Annotated in this window: 12 protein-coding genes and 1 riboswitch; of the genes, 8 read left to right on the top strand and 4 right to left on the bottom strand. The window is 38.9% G+C overall.

Annotation, left to right across the window (positions count from 1 at the left end; translation table 11 throughout):
- Positions 1–467: 467 nt before the first annotated feature.
- Complete coding sequence (locus X953_RS18200) at positions 468–1,190, bottom strand: DUF981 family protein (RefSeq protein WP_040956807.1); 723 nt, start codon at positions 1,188–1,190, stop codon at positions 468–470.
- A gap of 120 nt (positions 1,191–1,310) precedes the next feature.
- Complete coding sequence (locus X953_RS18195; protein ID WP_040956806.1) at positions 1,311–1,757, bottom strand: MarR family winged helix-turn-helix transcriptional regulator; 447 nt, start codon at positions 1,755–1,757, stop codon at positions 1,311–1,313.
- 144 nt (positions 1,758–1,901) lie between these two features.
- Here X953_RS18195 and X953_RS18190 point away from each other — a divergent pair, with 144 nt between their 5' ends.
- Together X953_RS18190 and X953_RS18185 are read left to right on the top strand one after the other, a co-directional pair.
- Entirely contained in the window at positions 1,902–2,357 is a 456-nt protein-coding gene (locus X953_RS18190) for a CBS domain-containing protein (protein WP_040956805.1), read from the top strand.
- A gap of 33 nt (positions 2,358–2,390) precedes the next feature.
- The gene (locus X953_RS18185; protein WP_040956804.1) at positions 2,391–3,596 is read left to right on the top strand and encodes an MFS transporter; all 1,206 of its coding nucleotides are present in this window, start codon (positions 2,391–2,393) and stop codon (positions 3,594–3,596) included.
- 72 nt (positions 3,597–3,668) lie between these two features.
- On the opposite strand, the gene X953_RS18180 is transcribed toward X953_RS18185, so the two are convergent.
- On the bottom strand, positions 3,669–5,246 hold the full coding sequence (locus X953_RS18180; protein WP_040956803.1) for a sodium:proton antiporter: 1,578 nt from the start codon (positions 5,244–5,246) through the stop codon (positions 3,669–3,671).
- A gap of 151 nt (positions 5,247–5,397) precedes the next feature.
- Between X953_RS18180 and X953_RS19260 the strand changes: the two genes are divergently transcribed.
- Together X953_RS19260 and dapA are read left to right on the top strand one after the other, a co-directional pair.
- Complete coding sequence (locus X953_RS19260) at positions 5,398–6,324, top strand: aminoglycoside phosphotransferase family protein (protein WP_052350202.1); 927 nt, start codon at positions 5,398–5,400, stop codon at positions 6,322–6,324.
- A 127-nt stretch (positions 6,325–6,451) separates the two neighbouring features.
- A riboswitch (Lysine riboswitch) is annotated at positions 6,452–6,630 on the top strand.
- 114 nt (positions 6,631–6,744) lie between these two features.
- The gene (gene dapA, locus X953_RS18170) at positions 6,745–7,647 is read left to right on the top strand and encodes a 4-hydroxy-tetrahydrodipicolinate synthase (protein ID WP_040956802.1); all 903 of its coding nucleotides are present in this window, start codon (positions 6,745–6,747) and stop codon (positions 7,645–7,647) included.
- Between the two features lie 569 nt (positions 7,648–8,216).
- Here dapA and X953_RS18165 read toward each other — a convergent pair.
- Positions 8,217–9,443, bottom strand: coding sequence for a dicarboxylate/amino acid:cation symporter (locus tag X953_RS18165; RefSeq protein ID WP_040956801.1), 1,227 nt, complete (start codon positions 9,441–9,443; stop codon positions 8,217–8,219).
- Positions 9,444–9,745: 302 nt separating this feature from the next.
- Between X953_RS18165 and metA the strand changes: the two genes are divergently transcribed.
- The 4 genes from metA (at position 9,746) to X953_RS18145 (ending at position 13,010) form a co-directional block, all read left to right on the top strand.
- A complete protein-coding gene (metA, locus tag X953_RS18160; RefSeq protein WP_040956800.1) occupies positions 9,746–10,654 on the top strand; it encodes a homoserine O-succinyltransferase in 909 nt (302 codons plus the stop codon).
- Between the two features lie 268 nt (positions 10,655–10,922).
- Positions 10,923–11,240, top strand: coding sequence for a DUF3862 domain-containing protein (locus X953_RS18155; protein WP_232217864.1), 318 nt, complete (start codon positions 10,923–10,925; stop codon positions 11,238–11,240).
- 2 nt (positions 11,241–11,242) lie between these two features.
- The gene (locus X953_RS18150) at positions 11,243–12,118 is read left to right on the top strand and encodes an ABC transporter permease subunit (RefSeq protein WP_052350201.1); all 876 of its coding nucleotides are present in this window, start codon (positions 11,243–11,245) and stop codon (positions 12,116–12,118) included.
- Positions 12,102–13,010 carry an ABC transporter permease subunit gene (locus X953_RS18145; protein ID WP_232217751.1) on the top strand — a complete coding sequence of 303 codons (909 nt, stop codon included), beginning with the start codon at positions 12,102–12,104 and terminating at the stop codon, positions 13,008–13,010. Before X953_RS18150 ends, X953_RS18145 begins: the two co-directional genes overlap by 17 nt.
- The last annotated feature ends 40 nt before the right edge of the window (positions 13,011–13,050 follow it).

Raw genomic sequence — 13,050 nt, 5'->3', positions numbered from 1 at the left:
ACGCTTTCATTAATTATATTTCTATTATAGCTCCGTACAGAATAAAATTCAACCATTTTCAATCAAAAACATTCATTAACGATCAATGAGAGTGAATGATTTCTTTGAAAAGTAATATGATGGACATTGCCGTTCGATTTCGGAGTCGCAATGTCCGTCATCGCACTCATGAAAGACATTCCCGTACGAAATCCGCCTCCCAATGTCCATCATTGCGCTTATGATAGACATTCCCGCATGAAATCCAGCTCCCAATGTCCGTCATCGCACTCATGATAGACATTGCCGCACGAAATCGCGCTCCCAATGTCCGTCATTGCACTTATGAAAGACATTCCCGCATAAAATTCGACTCTCAATGTCTATCATCCCGCTTATGATAGGCTCTCAAGCATGTCTTCCATTCTTTTAGAGCAATAAAAAAACCTTGCAGCCTTTTCATGGAAAGGTTACAAGGTTTGTTCGTCTTACATTGTATTTACAATTAATCCGATATGAGTAAAGTAATTCATGATACCGAATGCCGTCAATAGAACACCAGCCACATACATGCAGCTATACGATATTCGGAGCATCCATTTTGCCGGCTTCAATTTTAAAGTAAAGGTAAATAGAAAAGCTCCAATTCCAGTAAGAGCGTAAAGAGCGGAAATGAAGGTTGCTTCGACCATTGGGTATTCGGCAAAAGCACCCGAAATAGGCTCTTGAGGTGGTGCTGCAAATAGCTGGTACGTAACCCCGGCAATTCCAATTGCAATTAAAGCGAGGCCCATCGCTGCACCAAAATAGGATATTGGCTTCATTAAGTCAGGTAAGTCTCCTTTTAGCTGCTCAGAAATGGCTTTACGATCTTTTAGGTTAATTCCTTGTTTCATGTATACATTGGATTTCCTCCAAAGTAAAATCGCTGCGGCAAATAATAGCACCCCAAATGCCAAGGAAGGTTCGCCAAAGATGATATCATCAAACGGGAAACCGATCTCAGCCAAAGGCCAGGTCAAACTCATATGGGCACCTGTGAGAATTAACACAAAACCTAATACACCAAATCCCATTGCCCATCCTTCTAGTTGGCCTATTTTATTTTGTCTAAGTCTTTTTAAAAAACGCAAAATCAATAATAATCCTACTCCTGCAGCCACACACATAATGGTATTATATACTTGCGTTGCTGCCCAATCGATAGTCATATGATTTCCTCCCTGTATCTCTTTTGTCTATATAGGATAAATTCCCTATATACAAATGAAAGAAACATAAGAACAAGGAGATAGGAATCTTTTAGGCGCTTAGATAAAAAGTTGTATTTCTTATTCATCACTTTGTATTTTGTTCTTTTCCTTTATTACTGAATGATTATATTTTTTCAATAAATGGGCGAAAGACGCACATTCTTCCTCGGTCCATTCCTCGAGCGCTCGCTCCAATCCTTCAAAGCGCCGCTGCCTATTCTCTTCTAAAATTTTTTTCCCCGGCTCCGTAATTTGATAAAAGAACGCCCTGCCATCATCTGGATTTGGAACCTTTTCTACATATTGTTTGTCTACAAGAGTCGCAGCTTGTCTGCTGATTGTTGATATATCAAGATTTAATTCTTTAGCCAATGATTTAACACCTGCAGGCCCATGAGTAGTAAGTTGACGTAAAATAACAAAGCTTGACCGATCCAGGCTCCCGTCTCGTCTTTCTGACAAAACGATCCGTCTTATGAAATCAGTCACTTCGTTTTCAATGGTTTCCAAAGCTTGTCTCTTCATATTTTTCACCTCTGGGAAGATCTTCTTAACTACATGATAGCATGATTCAGCAAGGAAAACTTGACAAGGAACTTTATTTAGTTGTATTATACAATTAAATAGTTGTATGTTGCAACTAACGTATGTAGAAGGGGTGCGTAAAAAATGAAAGCAGAGGAAGTAATGATTGCTGATGTTTATAAAGTTAACCAGAACGATACGATTCGGTCCGTGATAAATTACTTCATTGATTATCGTATTAGTGGCCTCCCAGTAATTAATGAAGAAGAGAAAGTAGTTGGCTATATTAGCGATGGTGACATTATGCGTTATATTGGCAAACACAAGGATATTTTCGTTGATTCTTTATATAACGTTACTGTTTTTAAAGGAGATAAAGAAGATTTCGAGGCACGTATCCAGCATGTGTTGGATCTGAATGTATTGGAACTGGCAAAAAAGAAAATCGTTAAAGTAGCTGCAACTTCGCATATAGAGGATGTTGCAGCTATATTAGGTAAAAAACAAATTAAAAAACTTCCAGTTGAGAGAAATGGAAAGCTTGTGGGAATCATTAGCCGTGGAGATGTTATTCGCCATGCATTTCATCGATTTTTATAAGTACTATTATTTTCATAGAATAGGGGATTTTGTATGACATCAACAACAATAGAAAAAGATTCAAGCTTATTAAAGCAACCAAAAGCCGTATGGGCGGTTTTTTTTGCGTCAATTATAGCATTTATGGGACTTGGTCTGGTTGATCCGATACTACCTGCCATATCCAATCAGCTAGATGCAACAGAGAGCCAGACAGCACTGCTGTTTACAAGTTATAATGCAGTGATGGCAGTCGCCATGCTTGTAACAGGAACTATCACTTCGCGTATTGGTATGAAAAATACCCTCTTGTCAGGGATTGTAATTATTGCCTTATTTTCTGCATTGGGCGGCCTTTCCAATGGGATTTGGGAGCTTGTCGGCTTACGTGGCGGCTGGGGGCTTGGTAATGCCCTATTTGTAGCAACTGCTTTAACGGCTATTGTTACCCTTTCTAAAAGTGGCAATGCAAAAGCAATTATATTGTATGAGGCGGCTATTGGACTGGGGATTTCCGTTGGTCCATTAATCGGTGGAGAATTAGGCGCCATTTCCTGGAGAGGGCCTTTCCTTGGTGTAGCAACATTAATGGTCATTGCATTTATTGGTTTATCTATTTTAATGCCTAAATCTGAAAAGGTCACAACTGAAACAAAGAAAACATCGATTCTCGATCCTTTCCGGGCACTGAAGCATCGTTCCTTGCTTGTGTTTGGTATTGCGGCAGCATTATATAATTTTGGCTTTTTTACGCTGTTGGCCTATGCCCCTTTTGTTTTAGGGTTGGATGAACGCGGTTTGGGTTATGTATTTCTTGGTTGGGGGATTTTATTGGCAATCACCTCTGTGTTCATGGCTCCAAAACTGCAGCATCGTTTTGGTACAGTGAAATCAATGTGTGCCATGCTGACTTTATTTGCATTACTTCTCCTTGCTATGGGAATCTGGACATCAACTCAGTGGGTTGTCATTGCGGCTGTCATTATTGCAGGTGCTTTACTTGGTAATAACAACACCTTAATAACAACTGCTGTCATGAATGCAAGCCCTGTGGAACGCTCCACAGCGTCAGCAGCCTACAGCTTCCTTCGATTCATCGGAGGAGCCATCGCACCATATCTTGCCGGTAAGCTTGCAGAAGTATTCAATTCAAGCATGCCTTTTATTGTGGCAGCTGTGTTTGTGTTTTTATCCGTGATGTTTATTTGGTACAATACCAAGCATATTTCTCATGTGGATGAAGTAGAGGTAGCTCACTAGAAAAAAATCAAAAGGGGGTCTAAATAACACTTTTTTAGACCCCACCCTTACATAAAAGGTTACCTGCTATAATCAGTCTTCCTCTTCCAATTCTACTAATTTTTCCGTTACGGCTTCTTTCTCCCTTTCGGCAATTTCACTTGAGATCACATCATTTGATTCGAGTAATTCAACTGCTTCATGCTGCGCATATAGCGCATATTTCCTTAAGACAATTTGCTGTTCCTCTTTTAAATTTGGATACTTTTCCAGGAGCTGATGCATTTCTTCATGGAGCTTATCCAATTTTTCTTTATAAGCATGAACGATCTCTTCCGAAACGGGTTGAGCAATAAATAAGTTTCTCTTCACCTTGTTTATTTCCTGAATAGCAGCTTCGTATTGATGAGAATGTGCAATGATTTCCTCGTATTCTTCGTGACCCTCCCGCTTACGGGTAATTCCAAGCCAGGATAACAGTCCTTTAATAGTAAGTCCTTGGATAACAAGAGAGAATAGCACTACACTGAATGCGACAATTAATATATCCTCACGACCCGGGAAATCCCTTGGCAAGCTAAGTACAAGTGCAATGGAAAGAGAGCCTTTTAAACCGCCCCAGTTAAAAATATGCTTCCAGGAAGTGGGGATATTTCTAATGAATAACAAACTGGTGTATACTGCTACACTTCTGGCGATTAAGACAATGAGTATAGCAAGAAAAATCAACCCCCACTTATCATGTACATCTATCCTGGTAATTTCCAATCCAACCATGAGAAACACCAAAGAATTAGCAAGCAAAGCGGTAACATCCCAAAAATTACTTATATTTAACTTCGTTGTCGGGCTCATGCCGACCTTCCCACCGTAGTTTCCAAATACAAGGGCAGCGACAACTACGGCAATTACTCCAGAAGCATGGAAGCTCTCGGCAAGTAAAAAAGCTCCATAAAAAAGTATAATACTAAAAATAATTTCGAGTGGATAATCGTCAAAATATCTTGTTAAACGAGAGAAGCCAAACCCGAGAGCACCACCGATAATTAGACCCAGGGAGATTACCTTAATAAACTCCCATACACCGAGACCTGCACCTTCCAGCCCCAAATCAAGATAGGTAATGAGGGAGAACGCAGAAATATTGAATAAAACAACAGCAAGACCGTCATTAAATAAGCTTTCTCCTTCAATAATGGTTGCCAGTTTTTTATTTACTCCTAGCCCTTTGAAAATGGAGAGTACACTGACAGGATCTGTCGCGCTCATAATTGCCGCAAATACAAATGCAGCTGCAATTGGGAAGTCCAACAAGCCCATTGATAGAAAGCCAATAATGAGAAACGATAGGAATGTACCACCAAATGCCAAAGTAAGTATTGGTGCCTTATTTTCATTCAAATGGGAAAAGGGAAGTTTTAAAGCGGCTTCTCCTAATAAAGCAGGGAGAAACAATGTGATGATCACAAAATTAAATACTTCTCCTTCTGTGATGAAGTCCTTTAATGGTTTTAATACGGTTATATCGGATAAGCCGATGATGGCTCCTACAATAACAAGTGCAATAGGGTATGGTTTCTTGAATTTTTTCGCAATAGCAGTTATACCTGCTGCGATCATAATCATAATAAGGCCAAGCTCAAATACATGGTGTAAGTCCAAATCCTGCATAAAATAACCCTTTCTATTTCAATGAATTATTTATTTAGTATATCCATTGCCTAAAGACTAATGCGATAAACAAAAGTATGCGCTTTCCATATCTGTCAACATCGTCTATATTAAAAATAAAATGTTGTTTTTGATGAAGGAGAATATAAACATGCAAATACCCCAGGCATTTAAAACAAAGATTAGCAATGTGTTCGGTAAGGGAGGGGAAGAGTGGTTAACCCTATTACCAGAGCGGATCGATACCTATCTCCATAAGTGGAAGCTAGTTAATCACGGGCCGGTAACGAATCTGTCCTACAATTATGTTTTAAACGTGACAGATATAGGGGGTAATCCTTTTATATTGAAGATTGGTGTCCCAAATGCTGACTTTGCAAATGAAGTGCACACAGTACAAATCTATAATGGAAAAGGCTGTGCCCGTATAATAAAAGCTGTGCCGGAAGAAGGAGTTATGCTACTGGAACAGCTACAGCCAGGTAACATGCTGGACACATTAGAAACGGAAGAGGAGCAAATAGAGCAATATGTAAACGTGTGGAGGGCAATCCGCAGGCCAATACCTCCGCAGGGCAAGCAGCCAACGCCACTCATAACCAATTGGTTTGAAAGTCTTTCAACATATCGGAAAACTTATACAGAAGGAGATAGGATCACGGAAGAACATCTCCTTTTAGCTGAACAATTTATAGAAGAAGTGAATCGAACAACAAAAGGAGCAGCATTACTTCATGGCGATTTGCACCATGAAAATATCTTATTTTCAAAGCATAAAGGGTGGCTGGCCATTGATCCAAAGGGAGTTATTGGAGATGAATATTACGATACGATTTCTTTTTTAATTAATAAATTGGAAGGAAAGGCAAATCAGAGAGATGTGCTACGATATAGGGTGAAAAGATTAAGTGAGCTTCTTCAACTGGAGGAGAAGCGGCTATTGAAAGCGGCTGTGGCGCTATCCACCCTCTACGCCTGTTGGGCCCAGGAGGATAACGCAGAGTGGGAGCAAACATATCAATGTACCAAATGGTTTATTGAGTTTTTGAGGGAAGGGCATGAGCTGAAAGTAAGGTAATAGCTTAGGAACAGCAAAAGAACGTGTCATTATCGGTTAAAAGGGGTATATAAATTATAATTGCGGACCTTGGCATTTTCTGCTATAGTTAAGGCAATTAAATAATTTCCCATTTCTATATAATCGATTTGGGGATAGAGGTGCAAATAACATCAGTACACAATCGGAGGAAAATGGGTTCCTGTGAACATTGTGGAAAGGGGAATTTGCCGAAGCTTTAAGAAGCTCATATATCTTAAGGCTGGGTCTGTATTGAATAAATACAGGACTGTCATATAGGTGACTATATGGAGGGCTATCGTAAAGGAAACAATCATCGAATATGTTTCTAACAGCAGCGACCCTTCGTTGCTGTTTTTTGCTGATGATTAATAGCTCTAAACACCTCTGCAATTAATAATAGAAAAGGGTGTGAGGATCATGAATTTTGGTCAGGTATTGACTGCAATGGTAACCCCATTCACTCCTCAGGGAGAAATTGATTTTGAAGCTACACGAAAGCTGGTCAATCATTTAATTGCAAATGGTTCAGATGGATTAGTAGTAGCAGGCACTACAGGTGAGTCGCCAACGTTAACTAATGAGGAGAAAATACGCTTGTTTTCATTCGTTAGTGAGGTTGTGGACGGGAGAGTGTCAGTAATTGCAGGTACAGGCTCAAATAATACCTATGGCTCTATTGAGCTTACGAAACAAGCAGAGGCAACTGGTGTGGATGCCATCATGCTAGTAAGTCCATATTACAATAAACCGTCACAAGAAGGACTTTATCAGCATTTTAAAGCAATTGCTGAAAATACTTCCTTGCCGGTAATGCTTTATAATATACCAGGTCGAAGCGTTGTCAACATGTCTGTTGAAACAATCGTCCGGCTTTCGGATATAGATAATATTGTTTCAGTAAAAGAAGCGAGTGGTGACTTGGATGCTGTGTCAGAAATAATCAAGCGCACAGCCGATTCCTTTACCGTTTACAGTGGAGACGATGGGATGACACTTCCTGTCATGTCTGTAGGAGGCAATGGCGTTGTTTCCGTTGCATCCCATATTCTAGGGAATGAAATGCAAGATATGGTCCAGGCTTTTACACAAGGTAATGTTAAAGGAGCGGCAGAAATGCATCGTGAGCTTCTTCCAATGATGAAGGCTTTATTTGCTGCACCAAGCCCCTCTCCAGTGAAGGAAGCATTAAGCATGCTTGGCATTCTCCAAGAAAAACATGTACGCTTACCGATGATTCCTTTAAACCAGGAAGAAAGAGTAGCTCTTCACCACGTGCTACAGCCTTTATTAGTTAAAAATAATGATGTAATTGGATATTAACAGTAAAAAAGCTCTTTCTAGGCAGAAAGAGCTTTTTTACTTAATTTATGGGTCTGTATGTTGGAATAATTAATGTGTTGCAAAACTAACTTGATAGAACTGTGCATCGCTGTTTCGGAAAATAACTTATGGTAACACACTATAGCTAGATTGTGAACGTCTCCCGCGAATACTTTCCCTCCACTGCTGATTAAATTGCTCTCCGGCGTAATATCTCGTTTTGCTGCTGATTAATCTGCTCTTCGGCGGATAATCCCACTCTGCTGCTGATTAATCTGCTCTTCGGCGGATAATCCCGCTCTGCTGCTGATTAAATTGCACTCCGGCGGATAATCCCACTCTGCTGCTGATTAAATTGCTCTTCGGCGGATAATCCTGTTCTGCTGCTGATTAAATTGCTCTTCGGCGGATAATCCTGTTCTGCTGCTGATTAAATTGCACTCCGGCGGATAATCCCGCTCTGCTGCTGATTAAATTGCACTCCAGCAGATTATTTTCACACTACAATTCCCTCTTACTATGAATGCACGAGATAAAGTTTTCCACCCCAACGTGCAATAGAACCTGATTTACGTTGCTGTTTTTTCTTTTCCGGTATGGTCCACAAATGCAGCGCCTACGATATCACCTAACACATTCGAAGCGGTTCCTCCCATGCCAATGAGTGCATCAACACCAGCAATCAGTGCAACTATCTCCAGAGGAAGACCAAACATACTTAATACGGCAGACAATGTAACAAGCCCTGCTGCTGGTACACCTGCAGTTCCAATAGATAGTAGCGTACCAATTAGAACAATAACGAAGAAATCCGTCGGTGATAAACTGAGATTCGTAATATTGGCTGCAAATACAAGGGAGATTCCCATGCGCAATGCGCCACCATCTGAGTTGAAAACTGCTCCCAAAGGCAGAGCAAAATTAGCCGTGCGCTCTGATATCCCAGCTTTTTTAGCTGCATCAATAGCTACAGGTAAGGAAGCAATACTACTTGATGTAAAAAAAGCTGTAGTATAAGCTTCTTTTGTGTTTTTGAAGAAAGGAAACACAGGTGTTTTTGAGATTTTAAGGAAACCTGCATAAACGACCACCCAGAGAATGAGAATACCGAGATAAAATACTCCGGCTAACTTGAGAAGGGAAGCTAGCGTACTCCATCCTTGGCTGCCAAAAGCCTGTGCACTTATTGCAAATATACCAATCGGTGCATATAACAGCACACCTTTTAAAATCTTAAAGAATAACTCATTTAATGCATTGAAGAATGTATCCAACATTTCTCCATAGTTGCGCATCTTTTCCTCAGTAGAAAATTTCATCGTGGATATTCCCATACCTATAATAATAGCTAAAAATAAAATGGACATAAGATCACCGGCAGTAAACGCCTGAAATATATTCTCTGGGACTATTCCCAGAATCACATCTGATATATGGGGCGTCTCCGGCTTTTCTACATCGGCATTAGGTAAGGTCAGATTCGCGCCTGGTCGGAAAAACAAAGCAAGTGCCAACCCGATAAGTACAGCGGCGGCAGTAGTCATCATATAGTAAGAAATAAGCTTGCCGCCAATTTTGCCCAGCTGCTTAATATTCATTTGATTCACAGCCAGTACAACCGTTAGAAAAATAACAGGTATGGCAATTAAACTTAACAGATGAATTAATAACGTACCAAGCGGACTAATAATAGATGCGTCTTTACCAAAAAGAATTCCAACAAGGGCACCAGCAAGAAATCCAATGGCCATTTTTAATACAAAGGAGGAATCCTTATATTTTTTCCATATTTTCATAAGCTTTATCAACGCCTTCTTTTTCAATTTGCAATATATTTAGTTTAACAAAAGATAGGACGATATACTCGTACAACGCTCAACTGGTAAGGATTATGTGCCTTTTCTTATTAATTCCGTTTATTCGTCGAAAAAAACTCCAAAAAGAAGTTAGCAGAATCTAGGAGGGGCTTGTTCCAGTTTTTAAATTTAGAAACTAAGTATAAGAGGTAACAATAACATGTACAATTGGGTTGCTGAAATCACCTTGAAACTTTATAATAAGGTAAATTATCAGAAAACACAAAAAGGAAGAGATGCTATTGCCAATTAATATTCCGAAAAAATTACCTGCCGGGGAAGCACTGAAACAGGAAAAAATATTTGTTATGGATGAAGACAGAGCGAGAACACAGGACATTCGCCCATTAAATATAGTAATTTTGAACCTAATGCCACAAAAGGAAAAAACAGAGCTTCAGTTATTAAGGTTACTGGGAAATACGCCATTACAAGTAAATATTACATTTTTACGAATGGCTACACATGAATCTAAAAATGTCAGTAAGTCTCATCTGGATACATTTTACTGTACCTTTGATGAAATTAAAGAGCGGCGCTTTGATGGAATGATTATTACTGGTGCCCCCATTGAGCAGCTTGAATTTGAGCAGGTAACATATTGGGAGGAACTCCAAAAGGTACTGGATTGGTCAAAACAGCATGTGACTTCAGGTTTACATATATGCTGGGGGGCTCAGGCGGCATTATATCATCATTACGGCATTAAAAAAGAAGCTCTATCAAAAAAGTATTTCGGCATATTCACCCACGACATAACAGATCCAACTGAGAAACTTGTTCAGGGCTTTGACGAAGTTGTCCGAGCGCCCCATTCCCGGCATACTACGGTTGCAACCGAAGCCATACGGGAACACCCTGATTTACGTCTGTTATCTTCTACAGAGGATGGGGAAGCGTTTATTATTATGTCAGCGGATGGACGCCACATTATGATTACTGGGCATTTGGAGTATGATGCAACAACACTTGCTGAGGAATATGAACGTGACAGTAATAAGGGATTAGAAATCGATCTTCCAATAAACTACTATCCAAATAATGATGTCAGTAAAAAACCGCCTCATACGTGGCGAGCACATACACATTTATTGTTTTCCAATTGGTTAAATTATTATGTTTACCAGCAAACACCTTTTGAATGGAAGTAAATTGAATAAAAAAATTAGAGAGGCTCTTCAAACAGTACCTAACAGGTGAGATGGAGAGCCTTTTAGCGTGCATTATATTATCAACATTTAAAATTATTTGCTCTGTATATAGTTGGATCTTACTAAATCGGCATTAAATATCATAAAATTCATTTTTTTAAAATAAATTGGTAAATAGTATGATAAAATACAGATAATGTTAATTGAGTTTACATAGATATAGAAACTTAACTAAAAAATTAGCGGAGAGGGGAATTCTGTGAAAAAAATGAATTTGTTTTTTATCGTATTAACAGCATTTGTTATTTTTCTGACAGGTTGTGAGGAAGGTGCTGGTCAAAGTCCTGATGGCCCTGTAACCATCCAACAGTATAATCAACTGGAAAACAGAATGGAATTTGATGATGTGATTGAGATGCTGGGCCAACCGGATCTGATTAATTTCAAAGAACATAACGAAGAAGAAGTTGAATATATCGATGCGAACACGATGTACAGCTGGGACGGTGCAGCACCAAATTCCGGGATAACTCTAATGTTCAGAGACGGCAAGCTTTCCAGTAAAGATCAGGTGGGCTTAGAGTAGGTATGTTAATAAATATAGCCAAGCTCTTCAAAGAAATTATTCTTATTCTAGTTGTTATATTGTTAATCAGCTGTACACCCGGTTTATTTCAAACTCAAAGTTTTACTTACTTTTTTAGAAGTTTAGGGTCAGGCATTTATTATTTGTTTCAACCACAGAAGATAATTATTCCGTTAAGTAATGGAGAAGAAGTAACTTTCTTTTCGGCTGTGGCGGACGAGTTATTCAATTCTACCGTCATTATCATAGGCTCCCTCGTTTTATCCATTGTTATAGCCATTTTATTTACGTATCTATTTCACATGATGACAGCTACTTTAAAAAAAGTAGTTTCAGGAGTTTTATTTGTCATTGAAGCAATGCCCGATGTATTAATTGTTTTACTATCTATTCAATTTTTTATTTGGATTTTCAAAACAACCGGAATTTCGTTGGGTATTTACGAATTTGGTGGAGAAACAATATATCTACTGCCCATCCTAGCCTTAAGCTCTATACCAAGCCTTTTTCTATTTAAATATATGACTGCTGGGATTGATGAAGAAAAGACCAAGGACTATTACTTATTCTCTAAATCAAGAGGTTTCAGGGAAAGCTATATCTTTTTTATTCACCTTTTCAGAAATACACTTTTGACCCTGATTCAATACTCCAAAAATATCTTTCTTTACATGATTTCAAGTCTGTTAATATTAGAAATAATCCTTCGTTTAAGCGGGATCATGAGCTTTGTTAAAGTATATGGTATTGGAGATTTCCGTATATTGATGTGGGTTCTCGTTTTGTTGTATTTTCCGTTATATTTATTTATAAAATTGGGCGAATATATTGTAACGAAATGGACGTTTGGTGAGGTAGGTGATGAGGGTGTGGAGTAATAAAGGAAATCTAAAAATAATTGGGGGAATCAGCTTTGTTGTGCTCCTTATATTTTTTAGTTTCTTTCCCGACCTGATTGTCTCACATGAAAAGGCGCCAACTCTTATGTTGGACGATTCCGGAAATGTAATTGCCAAGCCACCTTATTCTCCAATGGAATTGCCTCCCTTTGGAACGAATAATATAGGAGAGCCTTTATTATATAACTTATTAGCAGGGGCTAAATATACAATACTATTTGTAACTATTGTCTGCTTGTTTCGCTTTATTATATCTTCAGCACTTGCGCTCATTTATGCGTTTTATATTCATCGATTTAAAAATTTGGTACAACGGGCCGTGGAGATTGCCTATATTATACCACCTGTTATTATTGTCTTTTTTCTGCTTGCACCAATGCTCTTTGTTTTTCAGGAAAATAGTCTTCAATTTATGCTATTGCTTGCCTTCGTACTAATTGGAATTGGTACACCTCCATTAGCCTTGTTAATTGGCGACGAAATAAAAGGAGAGCTCCAAATGGACTATATAAAAATTGCGAGGTTGCAAGGTGTGAGTAATTTTTATATTTTTAAGAAACACATTTGGAGAATTATCAAGCCGAGGATTGGGACTTTTTTCATTCAAAATAATATACAGTTACTCTTATTATTAATTCATCTGGGTGTATTAGGCATTTTTATTGGTGGCAGCAGACAAATAAATATGACAGAGGAAACGAGTGTGTTGCTTTCCATTACGAATGAATGGGGCGGTTTGATCGGCTCCTCCTATAAGGAATTTCTGCATCATCCTTGGATTGTCCTGGCACCATTGTTCTCCTTTATGCTGCTCATTCTTTTATTGAAGATCATACTTTCAGGGATTGAAGCGTCGACGAAAATAAAGTAGGAGAAAGTACAAGCTCGCTATCCAAGGCCTAAACTCACGT

The organism is Virgibacillus sp. SK37, assembly GCF_000725285.1.
GTDB lineage: Bacteria > Bacillota > Bacilli > Bacillales > Amphibacillaceae > Virgibacillus_Q.
Note: the sequence above shows the minus strand (reverse complement) of the source record. Positions and strands in the feature narration are given on the sequence as shown.

Excerpts from the sequence above, each read along its gene's own strand:
- dapA (WP_040956802.1), top strand. The coding sequence starts at position 6,745 with ATGAATTTTGGTCAGGTATTGACTGCAATGGTAACCCCATTCACTCCT.
- X953_RS18150 (WP_052350201.1), top strand. The coding sequence starts at position 11,243 with ATGTTAATAAATATAGCCAAGCTCTTCAAAGAAATTATTCTTATTCTA.
- X953_RS18190 (WP_040956805.1), top strand. The coding sequence starts at position 1,902 with ATGAAAGCAGAGGAAGTAATGATTGCTGATGTTTATAAAGTTAACCAG.
- X953_RS18200 (WP_040956807.1), bottom strand. The coding sequence starts at position 1,190 with ATGACTATCGATTGGGCAGCAACGCAAGTATATAATACCATTATGTGT.
- X953_RS18155 (WP_232217864.1), top strand. The coding sequence starts at position 10,923 with ATGAATTTGTTTTTTATCGTATTAACAGCATTTGTTATTTTTCTGACA.
- X953_RS18195 (WP_040956806.1), bottom strand. The coding sequence starts at position 1,757 with ATGAAGAGACAAGCTTTGGAAACCATTGAAAACGAAGTGACTGATTTC.
- X953_RS18145 (WP_232217751.1), top strand. The coding sequence starts at position 12,102 with ATGAGGGTGTGGAGTAATAAAGGAAATCTAAAAATAATTGGGGGAATC.
- X953_RS18185 (WP_040956804.1), top strand. The coding sequence starts at position 2,391 with ATGACATCAACAACAATAGAAAAAGATTCAAGCTTATTAAAGCAACCA.
- X953_RS18165 (WP_040956801.1), bottom strand. The coding sequence starts at position 9,443 with ATGAAAATATGGAAAAAATATAAGGATTCCTCCTTTGTATTAAAAATG.
- X953_RS18180 (WP_040956803.1), bottom strand. The coding sequence starts at position 5,246 with ATGCAGGATTTGGACTTACACCATGTATTTGAGCTTGGCCTTATTATG.
- X953_RS19260 (WP_052350202.1), top strand. The coding sequence starts at position 5,398 with ATGCAAATACCCCAGGCATTTAAAACAAAGATTAGCAATGTGTTCGGT.